The following is an 18,262-nucleotide window of genomic DNA, read 5'->3' on the forward strand; positions in this document are numbered from 1 at the left end:
CGAGAACTGCTCTGATATGCTTTTTACTTAGCATAAAAATCATTCATCTTGACAGGGGTATTCTTATCAATATCTCGAGTCGACACGCTACCAACTACGGAGTCCATCAGCTTTGGATGCAAGCCAAATCCTGGCCTGACGCTCCTTACCGAATCAGCAGTGATGACGTCACCTGCTTTCAAACTTTTCACAAAATACAATGAACGCCGAAACTGCACATTCCCTTGCTCGCTAGACTTCCGGCCATAATCAACCCTCCCCAGCGCAGCCCATGCAGTCTTACTATCCCGACACAAGGCCACGAGTTCTGCAGGCTCAAGTGAGAAACTATCATCAGGACCACCACCGCTCCGATCAAGAGTAAAGTGTTTTTCAATGATTGAAGCACCCAGTGCAACACTGGTTACTGCAGTAGTGTTATCCAATGTATGATCGGACAAACCAGTCACCAGCCCGTGACGCTGGATCATGTCAGGTATTGTACGTAGGTTGTAATCATGCGCAGGGGCAGGATAACCACTGACACAGTGCAATACTGCCAGCTCTTTACAGCCTCCCTCACGAGCAGCCTCAATAGCCTCTGCTATCTCCTCGGCGTTAGCCATCCCGGTGGAAATAATCATCGGTTTACCGGTGCTGGCAACATATTTTATGAGAGGTAAATCAATAGCCTCAAAAGATGCAATTTTATACGCTGGAGCATTTAACCCTTCCAGCAGATCGACCGCCGTATTATCGAATGGCGAGCTGAAAATTGTAATATCTAATTCACGCGCATAATCAAAAAGCGGCGCGTGCCACTCCCAGGGCATATGAGCCTCTTTATACAGCTCATAAAGCGTTCGCCCATCCCAGAGCCCACCGTTGATCTTGAAATCTGGAAAGTCACAATCCAGCGTAATGGTATCGGCCGTGTAGGTTTGCAACTTGATCGCATCAGCACCAGCTTTTTTGGCCTCTTCGATGATTTTCTTTGCGGTTTCGAAGTTACCGTTATGGTTGGCAGACAACTCAGCTATTATATACGGAGGCTCATCGATCCCAATTTTTCGGCCTGCAATAGTAATACTAGGGTTTGGCATATTATTGATTCCCATTTTCTGGTTGCCACTCATTGCTCAATAAACCGAAGCAGATGACCGCATGATAATTTTCGCCATCATAGTGCTGATCACGCAGAGTACCTTCCTGCTGAAATCCCAGACCATGATGGAATTGAATTGACCGCTCATTGAACGCGAGTGCTTGACCACAAACCTTATGCAGGTTCAGATTATTAAAAGCATAATCCAGGGCTGCTTTTCCCAGCTGTCGACCAGTGCCTTTAGCAGCGTCCGGTGCAATATAGAACCCCCAGTCCGCTACTGCGGACGCGCTCAGCTCCGTTATGTTCACAAAGCCTTGAGGTTTTTCGTCTATCTCAAAAACCAGTAGGTGCTTTTGTGAATCCTGGGAAGCCCGCTCGAACCACGCACGATGCTCTTCGATTGAGATTTCATGCTGGGTGTACATATAACGACGAATCTCGGGATGATTACGCCACGCTAGGACGATAGACAGATCATTCGCTGTCATCTTACGTATCGCTAAACGCATTGCCTGCGAATTATCCATTTTTATTACTCATTTGCATGAGGACTTTCTGAACTCCCAAGCCATCGCAGATTCTACGCGCGTTTTCGCTCAGCGCTGACAATGTACTTTCGTTCGCCAAGGAACGTATAGCTGCTGGCAATTGCATGGGAATATCTCGAAACTCTTCGATCAACTCAACACATCCAGAACTTAACAGTGCCTTAGCGCCTGACTTTTGATTGTCCGCCAATACCACCATTATTGTGGGGACTCCCAGACAGCATCGCTCCCAGGAGGTGCCTCCTGCTGCCCCGATAACGATGTCCGCCGAGGCCATTCGCTCCCCCATGTCGGTAATATTAACCAGCACTTCGGTCGGCCATGGCATATTAGCCGCAGCGTCGGCGACTTTCGCCAAGTTAGGTGCGTTGAGCCCCATCACAACGCTAATTTGGCAACTCACTGGCAAAGCGCACGTTTTCAAGGCATGCAACGTCCATCCAGTTGCATTCGCCTGGTCAATTCCGCCCATAGTAACCAAAATATGTTCGAGCCTCGGAGAGACTCGCCGCTTCAGACTTTGCTTACGAAGTCTGGCAAATTCGGGTCGCAGGAGCGCATATTGCGGACCTATCATCAACCGACAGTCGTTAGGAACTAACGCTGTGTAGTCCTGCTCTGCATGCCCCAGATTCTGGTCAATTAGCACGTCACAGATATGTTTACGATCAGCCAGATCGTCGATCACCAAAAGACGGGTAAAAAACGTCTGGAGCGACGCTTCCCATTCCGCATCCAAGGCATAATGATCGACGATCAGCCATTCCGGCATTATTTTTTCAAGAATTGGTGCACAGATTTTCGCATCTTGATATTGAGTGGTTCCCAGCCAATGGGTATGTGTAAGCTCAATGGTCTGTCGAGCCGACATATCTGGATCTGAACAGTTGTCAGCGGAACTCAAACCATAGGCGTTGAACCCCTTGCCACGAATCACATCCAGAAGGTGTCCTGGATGCTCCCGACAAATGAAGTAGCATTCAGCCCCTTCAGCCCGAAGAGCCTCCGCCAGCGTCAGGCAACGCATGACATGCCCACTGCCAATTTGCAGCGAAGCATCGGTCCGGAATACAACCTTCATACCTTTCACTACTGACTTGACTCAGCTTGAAATGCTTTGTACAGCCATTCGGCACGAATCCAATCTTCAGGAGTATCGATATCCTGTACACGGTGACGCGGCAATAAAACCGCACTGGATTCAGGGCTAAAGATCACTTTTCCTCCCATCCAGGCGCTTGCCTGCCCCCAATAAAACTGGCCGGCGTCGTGATAGCTTTCTTCAAGGTCTTGAGAACGGATGTTGAAATGTTCAGGGCTGAACATTTCAACCCGGCCCGCTTGGGTCAAGCGAATCGCCCGCTGTATCGGAAATGCGTAGCTGGTCACCGAAAATGCGTACTGACTACCAGTTTGTTCAAGGACATCCAAGCCACGACGCAAATCTTCAGGACTAACGAAAGGTGCGGTTGCATACAAACAGCATACTTGGTGAGCATCAAACCCATCTGCTCTGCACCATTCGACGGCCTGCTGAATCACCGGAATGGTTCCGGTGTAATCATCAGACAGTTCCGCAGGACGCATGAACGGCACACTGGCTCCGTATTGGCGAGCTACTTCAGCGATTTCCAGATCGTCGGTCGAGACGATGACTTTATCAAAGCATCCACTCTGCAATGCAGCTTCGATTGACCAGGCAATCATTGGCTTCCCGCAAAATGCTTTGATGTTTTTTCGCGGTATACGCTTGCTGCCACCCCGGGCAGGAATGACGGCCAGTTTCATGGAAGCAGAGCCTTGGTGATAGCGGCAACTACCCGATCCTGCTGCTCGTCACTCATCGTCTGGAACATCGGGATGCTAATGGCCTCGCGGTAGTAAGCTTGCGCCGCCGGGAAGTCCTCAGACTTGAAGCCCATCTGCGCATAATAGGGCTGGGTATGAACCGGGATGTAATGCAGGTTCACGCCAATCCCTTGCTCACGCAGCGATTCAAACACCTGACGATGAGTCTTGCTGATTTTGTCCAGCTGTAAACGAATCACATAAAGATGCAGACCCGAGTAGCTGTCAGCGTGTTGCCAAGGGACAGTGATGGGCAAAGTCGACAACAGATCGTTGTAACGTGCAGCCAACTGATGGCGCCGGCCGACGTATTCGTCCAGACGCTCCATCTGACTGACGCCCAAGGCTGCCTGCAGTTCGGTCATTCGGTAATTGAATCCCAAATCAATCTGCTGGTAGTACCAGGGACCATCCGATTCATGGGTCATCTGTTGCGCATCCCGGGTAATACCGTGGCTACGCAGCAGAGCCATTTTATTGGCCAGCTCTGCATTGTTGGTCAAAACCATGCCGCCTTCGGCAGTAGTAATGATTTTTACAGGGTGAAAACTGAATACAGTAATGTCGCTGTATTTTCCGTTTCCGATAAATTCGCCTTGGTATTTGCCACCAATGGCATGGGAGGCATCTTCGATTACTTTGAACCCATAGCGCGTGGCCAACCCGTGGATTGCTTGCATGTCGCAGGGCTGGCCGCAGAGATGAACCACCACGACAATTTTGGGCAGCGCACTTTCCCGCTCGGCCTGCTCCAGCTTGCGCTCCAACGCCCGTGGGCAGAGGTTGTAGGTGCGAGAATCGATATCAACGAAATCAACCTGCGCGCCGCAATAAAGACCGCAATTGGCAGAGGCCACGAAGGTTACAGGGCTCGTCCACAAACGATCACCAGGACCCAATCCCAGTGCAAGACAAGCGATATGCAACGCGGACGTCGCGCTGTTCACCGCCAGCGCATGGCTGGCTCCCACATGCTGGGCAACCTGCTGCTCGAAGCGGGGCACCATAGGGCCTTGGGTGAGGAAATCGGATTGCAACACCCCAATCACCGCATCGATGTCAGCTTGGGTTATGTCCTGGCGACCGTAGGGGATCATGTATCAGATACTCCCGATCTTGGCTTCATTGAGAGTGATCCAGTTTTTCAGATCCTCATCGCTCATCCACTCAGTGTTGTTATCACTGGCGTAAACGAAGCCTTCAGCGACCTTTTTGCCGTCTTTAATACGCTTGGGGCAGGTTGCCCATTCGTTGATAACCGGCAAAATCTTAAAGTGCTCAGGGTACTCGTACGTGTAGTAGGAATCTTCGGCACTGATCATCTGCTCATGCAGTTTTTCGCCAGGACGAATGCCAACAATCTTTTGGGTAGCTTCAGGTGCAACGACACGAGCGAGATCTGTCACCTTCATCGATGGGATCTTCTTCACATAGATCTCACCGCCTTCCATGTCTTCGAAGGCATGCCAAACCAGCTCGACACCTTCCTCCAGGGAGATCATGAAACGGGTCATACGTTCATCGGTGATCGGTAATTCACCTTTGTCCTTGATCGACATGAAGAACGGGATCACCGATCCGCGCGACCCCATCACGTTGCCGTAACGCACAACCGCCATGCGGGTTTCGTGACCACCGGCGTAGGAGTTACCGGCAACAAACAGCTTATCGGACGCCAACTTGGTGGCGCCGTACAGGTTTATCGGGCTGCTGGCCTTGTCAGTGGACAATGCGACAACGCGTTTGATGCCCTTGTCGATGCAGGCATCGATCAGGTTCATCGCGCCATTGATATTGGTCTTGATGCACTCAAAAGGGTTGTATTCTGCGGTTGGCACGATCTTAGTCGCCGCTGCGTGAACCACATAATCAACACCGTCCAGTGCGCGGTACAAGCGCTCCTTGTCACGGACGTCGCCGATGAAGAATCGAACGCGGGAATCACCCTCGAATTTCTTCGCCATGTCCCATTGCTTCATTTCATCTCGGGAGAAGATGATGATCTTTTTCGGGTTGTATTTGGCCAGGGTCATTGGCACAAACGTGTTACCAAAAGAGCCGGTACCACCGGTGATGAGAATGGTTTTATTGGTGAACATTGACGCGTCCCTTGGTTGCTTCCTGCACGAAGTCAGGATTGAAATAAACGGTAAGGTACTGGGGTGAGGCGATAGAAGCTCCACGATTTCCAGCACAAAACGACAAAAAAACTGACGCACAGCCCTAGCGGCACCGCAAGATGAGGCCAGATTTGCACAAAACCCCAAGTCGCCAGAACAAAAATGAGCAGACTGGCTAGGTGACTATGAATGATTGGTCGATCACGACCTTGGGCATATAACCCATAATGGGGAATCATGCCCAGCGCGTAGAGCACCGTAGCCAAAAGTATCCAGACGAAAAGTCCCTGCTGCTCACTGTAAAGCGGCTTGTCTAGCCAAGCCAGCAATGGGCCTATCATAACCAGTGCGATTACCGAAAAAGCACCGCAAAGACCAACGGTCTGCAGCAATAATCTGCGTATGCCTTGATGAAAACCGACTGGATCGCGCTGCTGGTAGGCGCTGATCAGTCCTGGATAAATAAAGGCAAATACGCCCGCATCCAGAAATGACATCAACGCCATACTCACGCCCATGAACAAGACATAGGCACCGAGCACGTCCAATCCCGCCAAATCTTGGAACCAATAACGGTCCAGGGTAAAAATCCCCCGAATGGCCAAGGTCGCAATCAGCAATGCGGACGCTACCTTCAATCCCTTGACGATCCAGGGCCAGTCAATATCTTGCCGCCAACCCGATAACCCCATGCGTTTGACGCGATATATACCCAGAAAAAGCGCTGTCGCCGCTCCCAGCGTCCAGGATCCAAATACCATGTCCAGATTTCGCGTATCGGGCTCGACAAACATCAATCCCGTGATCAGGACGGCCCAGACTCCCGATCGAAAAAACAATATCAGACTCGCAAAGAGTTTATCCGAAGTCGCGATCAGCAAGCGGCCCAATTCCTGAGTCAGATGCTCAAGTATCAGTAAAACAAAGAACCAGCCTATAACCTTCACTGGGAGCAAGCCTTTGATAAAAATCAGGCTTAGCAATGGTAAGAAAATGACGTAGAGCACCAGGGTCAAAGCCCCTTGCGCCTTGAGTAGCCCACCCCACTCGCGACGCTCGCGCTTGAGCAGTTCACGGGTGCTGTAGGTGTAAAAATCGAACCCGAGAAAATACAGCGAATAGCCAACGGTCGCGGCCAGCAGGCCATAGATGCCTAACTCGGCCGGCTCGAGAAAACGGGCAAGAAAAAAAATCAGCAAAAATTTGCTGACAAGCGTCAAGCCACGAATAGCAACATTGGAAATCTGTAAAAAATTTCGAGCAGGCATTAAATTGATCTGTTCACGTTCGTACCTGATAGCAGCCGCATAAAAAGCGCTTTCGATCCTTGTGTTTACTCCTTGGCACGCTCTAGCCCCAAGGATTACCGTCATTTTCTTGAGGAAGCGATCATTTAACTATCTATCGCCCGCCATCATGACAGCTTAATAGGCCGCAATAACAGTTGCCAACAGTACGCTGGTTTGCTGCCGGCACCGAGCATACTGACCAGCAAAAAGACTCGTTCATCCCACATCCACGGCCAGATACACAGCGCCTATCCCAGCATGATCGCGGTGGAGGACAGGGACGTTCCCCCCTAGATGAAGGTATCCCACCCACAGTCCATTCTGGTTAAGCGATGGCTACCATCAGCTTGTCGCCCTGTTCAGTGCTACGACCTAGAGGCCTTGGCCAGCAATCACTCAAGAGGCTCACTCAGTCTGTGCGTATTATGCCTGCTCTCGAGCAAAATGGCTTTAGGGGACTACCACGTACGCGCCTGGATGCCTGGTGCAGGCAATGCTCAAAACAGCCGGAGTCCGCTTTCGCCAGGCAGTTTATCTTAAGACATGACCACCGAGGCGACCACACACCTAACGCCAATCCCGCCAAAAGACACTAAGCGAGCCAGTGCATGACATAAAAATCAGTCGACCAGCAGCGCGTAGAGTTTTTCCTTCCATACCAAAAAAGCCTGCCTTCACTGGATAATACCTAATGCCGGCAGGCTCAATGAAACCGAACAGATCACTTGTTCTTTATATAACTCACACCAATAAAATAGCTTTCAACCGAGACCGGCCTGACCACCTCGTTGCACTTCCGCATTGCGAAGCAACACAAACCTGATCAATGCAGCGAACCCACCCAACAGCAACCCAGCCAAGACCCCCAACATCAGGACCAAACCTTTTTTTGGTTTTATCGGATTCTCGGGCACCTCAACGCTACCGTCCTGCCGATACACTGCAATACTTTCAGCGTCGATGTTTAATTTACGATAAAAGCTGTACCTCATTTGCAATGAACGCAAATCCTTAATAAATGCGTCATCGGAAGATCTAGTCTCCAACGCATCAATCTCAGCCGCCAGCGCTTTACTTCCTCGCTGATAGTCCATTTTGTTTCCCGTTTCCACGGTGATGTCTACTGCGGCGGTGGAGTTGATTGCCGGGGTAGTCAGACCGATGGACTTAGCAACCTTCAACGCTTCGCGCAACTGTTGAATGCGATCTTCGCGTACGCGCTGTGCATTCTCACGCAAGCTGACAATTCGTTGTTCTAGGTTACGCGCTCTGACCGAGGCTTCGGCCGTGACGTTTTTGATTAACTCTGACTCAGCAGCCTCACTAGCACGCTGAACATAACTCTTTGCCCACTCCGTGGCTTGAGCAGGATCCGCACCTTGAACGGCAATCGAGAAACGGTCGGGCGTATCTTTACCAGGCCCCTTTATTACCAACTCTCGGGAGAAGCGCTCGTACAAGCTATCCAGCGTCCCCTTTCGCCTAGATTCATCAAGCGAAGGAAGGTAAACCTCATTGAAAAACTTCTGACGAAGCGTCTCCGCCTGAAGATTGCGAGCAAAAACATCATACACATGCCGGATAGAATAAATATCCAGCTCTGTACTTTTCCCACGACCGTAATTCAACTCAGCGATGTCATTCTGAGTAGGTGGCATAATAAAAAGCTTAGATTCATAGACAGGCTTACTAAGAAACGCATAAAAGCCTGCACCAACAGTAACTAAAAAAGTGACACCCAAAATCAGCCATTTTTGAGCCCAAAGCCCCCGCCCCAACTCAAGCAGATCAATTTCATCTTCGCGACGCACATCAATACGATCACTTTGCATAAATAGCCTCGCACGACCTCACGCCCGCAGACACAACAGATGCGTTGAAAACATCGGACACAACAGCAAAATGAGCTAGATTAAATACGAACAAAACGCACCCAAAGTCAGAAAAAATTGTAGACAGTGATCCTTACCAAGACTGCTGGGCCACACATCCATTTATTTCGATCGCCTACGCGCCCCCATGAACCACGCGAGCAACGGGCCGACCATCATACCAGCGAGAAGTGACACTAGCACGCAAACTGAAACAGGAAGTTGCGGGGCCGACCAGCCGAGGAACAACAGCGCGACTGGCTGGTTGTTTTCAAGCACAAATACAACGACAGCTGCCACTACTAGCAGAGCCAGAGCGGCAAGAACAAACCGTTTAGAGCTGCGCATGAGCTTCCCCTTGCCTGGCCGAATCTTTACAGCTCATCCCCCTCCTCCTCATTCACCCGATCCCTAAGCTCTTTGCCTGGCTTGAAATGAGGAACAAACTTTCCATCAAGGCTGACGGACTGGCCGGTCTTTGGATTGCGACCTACCCGCGGGGCGCGGTAATGCAGGGAAAAGCTGCCGAAACCACGGATTTCAATACGATCACCCGTAGCCAGGCACTGGGACATTTGTTCAAGCATGGTCTTGATAGCCAGCTCCACATCCTTGGATGAGAGCAGCCCTTGATGGGTGACAATTCGTTCGATCAACTCCGACTTCGTCATATTTTTCCCTTCTTTTTCAAGCAGCTAGGAAAATCGCTTGAAAAGGTTTTAGCATGACCAGAGGGATTTGAACAGCCCAAGTATTGACATTCTTCTTTGCTCCCTTGCCGCTTCTTTCCATGCAGCCAGGAGCTTTCTCAAACTATCTACAGATGACCAACATCGTGCGAGTCAGATAGCCAGCAGGATTAAGACCAAAGGGGTATTGATCGTTATCCTTCGCGTCGTCGGATCGGGTAATGACCTTGTAGCCTGCACCCTTGCACTCTCTTGCGGCTCTCTTATGGCACTTCTCCCAGCCAGAGCCCAACCCTGAGCAGTCGACCTCGATACCACTGACACCACGCACTGCGTGGGTCTTGGCACTCGTAGCGCAACCTGCCAAGGCCAATATTGCGAATATCAGGATGTACCTGTTCATTCATCTCCTTAAATATCCATCGCTCGACTGGGTGGCGCCTGATCTGGCGCTATCGCGAGCAGGCTCGCTCCCACATTGCTCAGGGGGAACCATGACATCTGTGGTCCAACCTTGATAGATGGCTGATACGCTTAAAGAAAGAGACAGCTGGGCTTGGAGGTTGGTTTCGCGACTGGAGAAAGATCGCAGCCTTCGGCAGCTCCTACAAGGTAATCGCAGGCACAAAAAAGGGCGACCGAAGTCGCCCTTTTTCATGGTCTGACAGAACTTAGTTCTGTTTTTCCATCTGTGCACGCAGCAGGTCGCCCAGAGTGGTAGGACCAGGAGCATCAGTAGCTGGCTTCTCGCGCAGGCTCTGAATTGCTTCTTTCTCTTCAGCATCGTCTTTCGACTTGATGGAGAGCTGGATTACGCGGCTCTTGCGGTCAACGCTGATGATCTTGGCTTCTACTTCTTCGCCTTCTTTCAGAACGTTGCGCGCGTCTTCAACGCGGTCACGGCTGATTTCGGAGGCTTTCAGAGTCGCTTCGATATCGTCGGCCAGAGTGATGATGGCGCCTTTGGCGTCAACTTCTTTCACGATGCCCTTAACGATTGCGCCTTTGTCGTTCTCTTGAACGTACTCGGAGAACGGATCGCTTTCCAGTTGCTTGATACCCAGGGAGATACGCTCGCGCTCTGGGTCAACCGACAGGATAACGGTGTCCAGCTCGTCGCCCTTCTTGAAACGGCGTACGGCTTCTTCGCCCACTTCGTTCCAGGAGATGTCGGACAGGTGAACCAGGCCGTCGATGCCGCCGTCCAGACCAATGAAGATACCGAAATCGGTGATCGACTTGATGGTGCCGGAGATTTTATCGCCCTTGTTGAACTGGCCAGAGAAGTCTTCCCATGGGTTGGACTTGCACTGCTTGATGCCGAGGGAGATACGACGACGCTCTTCGTCGATGTCCAGAACCATGACTTCCACTTCGTCGCCGACTTGTACGACTTTCGAAGGGTGGATGTTCTTGTTGGTCCAGTCCATTTCGGAAACGTGTACCAGGCCTTCAACGCCTTCTTCCAGCTCAGCGAAGCAGCCGTAGTCGGTGAGGTTGGTAACACGAGCGGTGACGCGGGTGCCTTCTGGGTAACGGGCTTTGATAGCGACCCATGGATCTTCACCCAGTTGCTTGAGGCCCAGGGAAACACGATTGCGCTCGCGATCGTACTTCAGAACCTTGACATCGATCTCGTCGCCAACGTTGACGATTTCCGAAGGATGCTTGATACGCTTCCAGGCCATGTCGGTGATGTGCAGCAGGCCATCGACGCCACCCAGATCGACGAATGCGCCGTAATCGGTGAGGTTCTTGACGATACCCTTGACCTGTTGGCCTTCCTGCAGCGATTCCAGCAGAGCTTCACGCTCGGCGGAGTTCTCGGCTTCCAGGACACTGCGACGGGAAACGACAACGTTGTTGCGCTTCTGGTCCAGCTTGATGACCTTGAATTCCAGCTCTTTGCCTTCCAGGTGCGTGGTGTCGCGCACTGGACGGACGTCAACCAGGGAACCTGGCAGGAACGCACGGATGCCGTTAACGTCGACAGTGAAGCCGCCTTTAACCTTACCGTTGATAACGCCCTTGACCACTTCCTCAGCTGCGAAGGCCGCTTCCAGAACGATCCAGCATTCAGCGCGCTTGGCTTTTTCACGGGACAGCTTGGTTTCACCAAAGCCATCTTCAACCGAGTCCAGCGCAACGTGAACTTCGTCACCGACGTTGATGTTCAGTTCGCCAGCGTCGTTGTAGAACTGCTCAAGCGGGATCAGCGCTTCAGACTTCAGACCAGCGTGAACGGTTACCCAGCGAGCCTGGTAATCGATATCAACGATAACGCCGGTGATGATGGAGCCTGCCTGAAGGTTCAGGGTTTTCAAGCTTTCTTCAAAGAGTTCCGCAAAGCTTTCGCTCATTTTAATTCCTGTTGATTAGGGCGAAGTAAACGCCCATCTCCACACCCCAGACGGTGTGGGTTAGTTTCATATAAAAGAAGCGCCGCAGGACTATGACTGGTCCCCTGCGGAGCTTCCTGTCACCCGGCGATATCGCGAAGCGCGATCTCGCTCATGATGCGTTGCAACACCTGATCGATGGACAACTCCGTGGAATCCAGCTGTATCGCATCGGCCGCCGGCTTTAGCGGGGCTACTGCGCGCTGGGTATCACGCTCATCGCGTGCACGGATCTCATCTAGCAGACTCGACAGACTAACATCCTCGCCTTTGCCCTTCAACTGCAAATATCGGCGGCGCGCCCGTTCCTCGGCGCTGGCCGTCAGGAAAATCTTCAGCGGCGCGTCGGGGAACACCACCGTGCCCATGTCGCGGCCATCGGCCACCAGCCCCGGCGGCTCCTGGAATGCGCGCTGGCGTTGCAGCAAGGCTTCGCGCACCGCCGGCAGCGCGGCGACCTGGGAGGCACCGGCGCCCACGCTTTCGGTACGGATGACGTCGCTGACTTCGTCGCCTTCCAGAATAATGCGCTGCAGCTGGCCGTCGGTCGCCGCGATGAATTGCACGTCCAGATGAGCGGCCAGCGCCTTGAGCAATTCCTCGTTGGTCAGGTCGACGCCATGGTTGGCGGCGGCAAACGCCAACAGCCGGTACAAGGCGCCCGAATCGAGCAGGTTCCAGCCCAACTGTCTGGCCAGGATCCCGGCGACGGTGCCCTTGCCCGAACCGCTTGGGCCATCGATGGTGATGACCGGTGCCTTGATGTTCACGACTGTGCCTCTTGTGCTACTCGGATACCGACCTGCGCGCACAGCGCCAGGAAGTTCGGGAACGACGTCGCGACGTTGGCGCAGTCATGGATGCGAATCGGCGCACTGGCGCGCAAAGACGCAACACTGAAGGCCATGGCGATGCGGTGATCACCGTGACCATGGACTTCGCCGCCGCCGATCTGGCCGCCGTCGATAATGATGCCATCCGGGGTTGGCTGGCACTTGACGCCCAGGGCGAGCAAGCCGTCAGCCATCACTTGGATGCGATCCGATTCCTTGACCCGCAGCTCTTCGGCGCCCGTCAGCACGGTACGCCCTTCTGCACAGGCGGCCGCCACGAACAGCACCGGGAACTCGTCGATGGCCAGTGGAACCAGCGCCTCCGGAATCTCGATACCCTTGAGTTTAGCCGCTCGTACGCGCAGGTCAGCCACCGGTTCGCCACCCACTTCACGCTGGTTTTCCAAGGTGATGTCGGCGCCCATCAGGCGCAGGATGTCGATCACGCCGGTACGGGTCGGGTTGATGCCAACGTGCTCCAGAACCAGCTCGGAGCCTTCGGCGATCGAGGCGGCCACCAGGAAGAACGCCGACGACGAGATATCGCCCGGCACTTCGATGTGGGTCGCGGCCAGCTTGCTGCCAGACTCGACGGACGCCGTGGCGCCATCGACCGTGACCGGGTAGCCGAAGCCGCGCAGCATGCGCTCGGTGTGGTCGCGGGTCGGGGCCGGCTCGGTGACGGTGGTCTTGCCTTCGGCGTAGAGACCCGCCAGCAGCAGGCAGGATTTCACCTGGGCGCTGGCCATTGGCATGGTGTAGGTCAAGCCCTTGAGCTTGTTGCCACCACGAATGATCATCGGCGGACGACCCTCGGCGGCCGTCTCGATGACCGCGCCCATTTCCCGCAACGGGTTGGCCACGCGATTCATCGGACGCTTGGACAGCGACGCATCACCGGTCAGGGTGCTGTCGAAATCCTGGGCCGCCAGCAGGCCGGACAACAGGCGCATCGAGGTTCCGGAGTTACCCAGGTAGATCGGCCCCGGAGCAGGCTTGAGGCCGTGCAGGCCGACACCATGGATGGTCACGCGACCGTGGTGCGGGCCTTCGATGACCACGCCCATGTCGCGAAACGCTTGCAGCGTCGCCAGGGCGTCTTCGCCCTCGAGGAAGCCTTCCACTTCGGTTACGCCTTCGGCCAGGGAGCCGAGCATGATCGAGCGGTGGGAAATCGATTTATCGCCCGGTACACGAATACGCCCACTCAGGGAGCCACCAGGTTGTGCCAGGAAAATCAGATCGTTGGAGTTCATAGCGTCCACATAGGCCCGACGGGCCAGGATTTTACTGAAATGCTCGCGGGCCACCCTGGCGCGTGTGAAAACGCCCAGCAATTGGTGCCCGTCCCCTGCATCGACCGCGTCGCGCAAGGCGTCGAGATCGCTGCGAAATGTATCGAGTGTGCGCAAGACAGCTTCGCGGTTGGCGAGGAAGATGTCGTGCCACATGACCGGGTCGCTTCCGGCGATTCTCGTGAAATCGCGGAAACCGCCGGCAGCGTAACGGAAGATCTCAAGATTTTCATTGCGTTTGGCCAATGAATCCACCAGGCCGAACGCCAACAGGTGCGGCAAATGGCTCGTGGCCGCCAACACTTCATCGTGACGCTCGACCTGCATGTGCTCGACATCGGCGCCCAATTCGCGCCACAAACGGTCCACTACGGCGAGCGCGGCAGGGTCCGTCTGGTCCAGGGGCGTGAGGATCACTTTGTGACGACGAAACAGTTCGGCGTTGGAGGCTTCCACCCCGCTCTGCTCGGAACCGGCAATCGGATGACCGGGCACGAAACGCGCCGGCATCCCACCGAAAGCCTCGGTGGCTGCACGCACCACGTTGCCCTTGGCACTGCCGACGTCGGTCAGGATCGCTTGCCCCAGGTTCATGGTTGCCAGACGCGCCAGCAATTTTTCCATGGCCAGGATCGGCACCGCCAGCTGGATCACATCCGCGCCTTGGCATGCGATTGCCAAGTCATCTTCGCAGCGATCAACCACGCCCAACTCCACGGCCAGCCTGCGCGACTGCGGATCCAGGTCGACACCGACCACTTCACGGCACAAGCCGCTTTCACGCAAGCCCTTGGCAAACGAGCCGCCGATCAAGCCCAGGCCGACCACCACCAGGCGATCGATCATAGAGACAGCAGGTTGCAGCGAAGTGACATCAACCACGAACCAGGACCTTGCTCAACGCCTCGAGGAAACGGCTGTTTTCCGCCGGCAGGCCAATGGTGATGCGCAGATGGTTCGGCATGCCGTAATTGGCCACCGGACGCACGATCACACCTTCGCGCAACAGCCCCTGGTACACCGGCGCGGCGACGCGCCCCAGGTCGACACAGATGAAGTTGCCTTTCGAGGGAATCCAACCCAGGCCCAGTTCACGCAGGCCTGCCTCCAACTGCTCCATGCCGGCCGCGTTCAGGCGACGGCTTTCAGCCAGGTAGGCTTCATCCTGCAAGGCCGCACAGGCGGCGGCCAGGGCAAAGCTGTTGACGTTGAACGGCTGGCGCACGCGGTTCAGCACATCGGCCACCACGGCAGTGGACAGGCCGTAGCCGACCCGCAGCGAGGCCAAGCCGTAGGCTTTGGAGAACGTACGCGATACCAGCAGGTTCGGGTAGGCCGCGAGGAAGTCCAGGCCATCGGGCAAATCGCTGCCTTCGGCGTATTCGATGTAGGCCTCGTCCAGCACCACCAGCACGTGGGCGGGCACGTCCTGGAGGAAGTCATCCAAGGCCTGGGCATCGAACCAGGTGCCAGTCGGGTTGTTCGGGTTAGCGATGAAGACCACTCGGGTATTGGCGTCGATGGCCGCCAACATGGCCAGCAGGTCGTGCCCCCACTCCTTGGCCGGAACCACATGGGCATCCGCGCCGACGGCCTGGGTGGCGATCGGGTAGACCGCGAACGCGTGCTCGCTGAATACAGCGTTGAGACCTGGCGCCAGATCCGCCCGCGCCACCAACTCAAGAATGTCGTTGGAGCCGTTGCCCAGGGTCACCTGGTTCAGCTCGACACCGCAACGCTCGGCCAGCAGGCTTTTCAACGCAAAGCCATTGCCATCGGGGTAACGGGTCAGCTCGGCCAGTTCGTCGCGGATTGCCGCCAGCGCCTTGGGGCTCGCGCCCAGCGGGTTTTCGTTGCTCGCCAACTTGACGATGCTGGCCGGATCCAGGTCCAGCTCGCGGGCCAGTTCGTCCACGGGTTTGCCCGGAACGTAAGGCGAGAGTTGTTGCACGCCTGGCTGAGCCAGAGCGAGGAAGTTGCCACTCATTTGCTATCCGCCCTTAAAGAACTGCCTTGGGGTAGGAACCCAGCACCTTGAGTGCCACTGCTTCCTGACTGATTTTTTCCAGCACACCTTTTACCAGCGGATCGCGGTGATGGCCGACAAAATCGATGAAGAACACGTAGGTCCATTTACCGCTACGCGACGGACGGGTCTCGATCCGCGTCAGGTCGATACCGTTGTCGTGGAACGGCACCAGCAGCTCATGGAGCGCGCCCGGCTTGTTGCTCATGGAGACGATGATCGATGTCTTGTCGTCGCCGGTCGGCGGCACTTCCTGGCTACCGATCATCAGGAACCGCGTGGAGTTGTCCGGACGATCCTCGATTTTCTCGGCCAGGCGAGTCAGCCCGTAGAGGCCGGCCGCCATGTCGCCGGCAATCGCCGCCGAGTTCCACTCGCCCTTGACCCGCTTGGCCGCCTCGGCGTTGCTCGAGACCGCCACGCGCTCGACGTTCGGGTAATGAGCGTCCAGCCACTTGCGGCACTGGGCCAACGACTGGGCGTGGGAATAGATCCGGCTGATGCTGTCGGTCTTGGTGTTCTCGCCCACCAGCAGGTGATGGTGGATACGCAGCTCGACTTCACCGCAGATCACCATGTCGTGCTCGAGGAAGCTGTCCAGCGTGTGGTTGACCGCACCTTCGGTGGAGTTCTCCACCGGCACCACGCCAAAATTCACCGCGCCGGCGGCGACTTCACGGAACACTTCATCGATGGCCGCCATCGGCTTGCTGATCACCGCGTGACCGAAGTGCTTCATGGCCGCAGCCTGGGTGAACGTGCCTTCCGGCCCCAGGTAGGCGACTTTCAGCGGCTGCTCGAGGGCCAGGCACGAGGACATGATTTCGCGGAACAAGCGCGCCATCTCTTCGTTGCCCAGCGGCCCCTTGTTGCGCTCCATGACACGCTTGAGCACCTGGGCTTCACGCTCGGGGCGATAGAACACCGGCACTTCGCCTTCAGCCAGGGAGGCCATCTTCACCCGGGCGACTTCCTGGGCGCAGCGCGCGCGCTCGCTGATCAGTTCCAGGACCTTTTCATCCAGGGCGTCGATGCGCAGGCGCAGCGCCTTGAGTTCTTGCTCAGACATCAGCCATGTTCCTTCTCGAACTCTGCCATGTAGGCGATCAGCGCATTGACGGCGTTGATGTCGACGGCGTTGTAGATGGAGGCGCGCATGCCACCGACCGAACGGTGGCCCTTGAGGTTCAGCAGGCCGCGTTCGTCGGCACCGGCCAGGAACGGTTTGTCGAGACGGTCGTCGGCCAGGCGGAACGGCACGTTCATCCATGAGCGATCGGTCTTGTTGATCGGGTTGCTGTAGAGGCCGCTGGCGTCGATGAAGTCATACAGCGTGCGCTGCTTCACTTCGTTGAGCTTGCCGATGGCTTCGACACCGCCCTGCTCCTTCAGCCATTCGAACACCAGCCCGGACAGGTACCAGGCCAGGGTCGGCGGGGTGTTGTACATCGAGCCGTTGTCGGCCGCGACCTTGTAGTTGAGCATGGTCGGGCACAGGGAACGGGCACGCCCCAGCAGGTCTTCGCGAATGATGGCGACCAGGATGCCGCTTGGGCCGATGTTCTTCTGGGCACCGGCGTAGATCATGCCGAAACGGGAGATATCCACAGGGCGCGAGAGAATGTCCGAAGACATGTCGGCCACTAATGGCACGTCGCCAGTTTCCGGGATCCAGTTGAATTCCAGGCCGCCAATGGTTTCGTTCGGCGCGTAGTGAACATAGGCCGCGTCCTTGGACAGCTTCCACTCGTTCTGGCCGGGAATGGCGAAATAGTCGTAGGGCTTGGCGGTGGCCGCCACGTTGACGTGACCGTAGCGCGACGCTTCTTCGATGGCTTTCTGCGACCAGATGCCGGTGTCGATATAGTCGGCGCTGCCGTTTTCCGGCAACAGGTTCAACGGGATCTGGGCGAACTGCTGGCTGGCGCCGCCCTGCAGGAACAGCACCTTGTAGTTGGACGGGATGTTCAGCAGATCACGCAGGTCCTGCTCGGCCTTGGTGGCAATGGACACGAACTCATCGCTGCGATGGCTCATCTCCATGACCGACAGGCCCTTGCCGTGCCAGTCGAGGAGTTCACCCTGGGCACGTTTCAGGACCGCTTCAGGAAGCGCCGCCGGGCCGGCACAGAAGTTATAGGCTCTCTTGCTCACATCCAATCTCGCTCTGATCTGGTGGTCACTAAATCTTTTGATCTATACACAACTCCACTGTGGGAGCGAGCTTGCTCGCGATAGCGGCACAACAGTCAACGTT

At 55.3% G+C, this 18,262-nt stretch carries 17 protein-coding genes; all 17 read right to left on the reverse strand.

All coding sequences use genetic code 11. The features are described 5' to 3' along the window. Positions 1-23 precede the first annotated feature (23 nt). The gene (gene pseI / locus HGO40_RS14200) at positions 24-1,082 is read right to left on the reverse strand and encodes a pseudaminic acid synthase (RefSeq protein WP_250963538.1); all 1,059 of its coding nucleotides are present in this window, start codon (positions 1,080-1,082) and stop codon (positions 24-26) included. A 1-nt stretch (position 1,083) separates the two neighbouring features. Next, positions 1,084-1,614 carry a UDP-4-amino-4,6-dideoxy-N-acetyl-beta-L-altrosamine N-acetyltransferase gene (pseH, locus tag HGO40_RS14205; protein ID WP_250963502.1) on the reverse strand — a complete coding sequence of 177 codons (531 nt, stop codon included), beginning with the start codon at positions 1,612-1,614 and terminating at the stop codon, positions 1,084-1,086. Beyond that, complete coding sequence (gene pseG, locus HGO40_RS14210; protein ID WP_250963503.1) at positions 1,607-2,716, reverse strand: UDP-2,4-diacetamido-2,4,6-trideoxy-beta-L-altropyranose hydrolase; 1,110 nt, start codon at positions 2,714-2,716, stop codon at positions 1,607-1,609. The genes pseH and pseG overlap by 8 nt, the downstream gene beginning before the upstream one ends. A gap of 8 nt (positions 2,717-2,724) precedes the next feature. Then, positions 2,725-3,423: a pseudaminic acid cytidylyltransferase gene (pseF, locus tag HGO40_RS14215; RefSeq protein ID WP_250963504.1), complete on the reverse strand. Its 699-nt coding sequence runs from the start codon at positions 3,421-3,423 to the stop codon at positions 2,725-2,727. Continuing rightward, positions 3,420-4,580, reverse strand: coding sequence for a UDP-4-amino-4,6-dideoxy-N-acetyl-beta-L-altrosamine transaminase (gene pseC, locus HGO40_RS14220; RefSeq protein WP_250963505.1), 1,161 nt, complete (start codon positions 4,578-4,580; stop codon positions 3,420-3,422). The genes pseF and pseC overlap by 4 nt, the downstream gene beginning before the upstream one ends. A 3-nt stretch (positions 4,581-4,583) precedes the next feature. After that, the gene (gene pseB, locus HGO40_RS14225; protein ID WP_250963506.1) at positions 4,584-5,582 is read right to left on the reverse strand and encodes a UDP-N-acetylglucosamine 4,6-dehydratase (inverting); all 999 of its coding nucleotides are present in this window, start codon (positions 5,580-5,582) and stop codon (positions 4,584-4,586) included. A 32-nt stretch (positions 5,583-5,614) separates the two neighbouring features. After that, positions 5,615-6,871, reverse strand: a complete 1,257-nt coding sequence (locus tag HGO40_RS14230) for a lipopolysaccharide biosynthesis protein (protein WP_250963507.1) — start codon at positions 6,869-6,871, stop codon at positions 5,615-5,617. Positions 6,872-7,653: 782 nt separating this feature from the next. Next, positions 7,654-8,724 (reverse strand): LPS O-antigen chain length determinant protein WzzB, encoded by a 1,071-nt coding sequence (locus tag HGO40_RS14235; protein WP_250963508.1) that lies wholly within the window; start codon positions 8,722-8,724, stop codon positions 7,654-7,656. 162 nt (positions 8,725-8,886) lie between these two features. Next, the gene (locus HGO40_RS14240) at positions 8,887-9,111 is read right to left on the reverse strand and encodes a lipopolysaccharide assembly protein LapA domain-containing protein (RefSeq protein WP_250963509.1); all 225 of its coding nucleotides are present in this window, start codon (positions 9,109-9,111) and stop codon (positions 8,887-8,889) included. Between the two features lie 26 nt (positions 9,112-9,137). Beyond that, the gene (gene ihfB, locus HGO40_RS14245) at positions 9,138-9,434 is read right to left on the reverse strand and encodes an integration host factor subunit beta (RefSeq protein ID WP_003199243.1); all 297 of its coding nucleotides are present in this window, start codon (positions 9,432-9,434) and stop codon (positions 9,138-9,140) included. 142 nt (positions 9,435-9,576) lie between these two features. Continuing rightward, on the reverse strand, positions 9,577-9,855 hold the full coding sequence (locus HGO40_RS14250; protein ID WP_250963510.1) for a hypothetical protein: 279 nt from the start codon (positions 9,853-9,855) through the stop codon (positions 9,577-9,579). A 268-nt stretch (positions 9,856-10,123) separates the two neighbouring features. After that, complete coding sequence (rpsA, locus tag HGO40_RS14255; protein ID WP_186704721.1) at positions 10,124-11,812, reverse strand: 30S ribosomal protein S1; 1,689 nt, start codon at positions 11,810-11,812, stop codon at positions 10,124-10,126. 119 nt (positions 11,813-11,931) lie between these two features. After that, positions 11,932-12,621: a (d)CMP kinase gene (gene cmk, locus HGO40_RS14260; protein ID WP_003183882.1), complete on the reverse strand. Its 690-nt coding sequence runs from the start codon at positions 12,619-12,621 to the stop codon at positions 11,932-11,934. After that, positions 12,618-14,825 (reverse strand): bifunctional prephenate dehydrogenase/3-phosphoshikimate 1-carboxyvinyltransferase, encoded by a 2,208-nt coding sequence (locus HGO40_RS14265; protein ID WP_250963539.1) that lies wholly within the window; start codon positions 14,823-14,825, stop codon positions 12,618-12,620. Before HGO40_RS14265 ends, cmk begins: the two co-directional genes overlap by 4 nt. Before the next feature lie 28 nt (positions 14,826-14,853). Continuing rightward, on the reverse strand, positions 14,854-15,966 hold the full coding sequence (gene hisC / locus HGO40_RS14270; RefSeq protein WP_250963511.1) for a histidinol-phosphate transaminase: 1,113 nt from the start codon (positions 15,964-15,966) through the stop codon (positions 14,854-14,856). Between the two features lie 13 nt (positions 15,967-15,979). After that, complete coding sequence (gene pheA, locus HGO40_RS14275) at positions 15,980-17,074, reverse strand: prephenate dehydratase (RefSeq protein WP_003199233.1); 1,095 nt, start codon at positions 17,072-17,074, stop codon at positions 15,980-15,982. Further along, positions 17,074-18,159, reverse strand: a complete 1,086-nt coding sequence (gene serC / locus HGO40_RS14280; protein ID WP_186704718.1) for a 3-phosphoserine/phosphohydroxythreonine transaminase — start codon at positions 18,157-18,159, stop codon at positions 17,074-17,076. Before serC ends, pheA begins: the two co-directional genes overlap by 1 nt. Between the last annotated feature and the right edge of the window lie 103 nt (positions 18,160-18,262).

Source organism: Pseudomonas sp. CG7, assembly GCF_023701885.1.
In the GTDB taxonomy this organism is placed as follows: domain Bacteria; phylum Pseudomonadota; class Gammaproteobacteria; order Pseudomonadales; family Pseudomonadaceae; genus Aquipseudomonas; species Aquipseudomonas zanjanensis.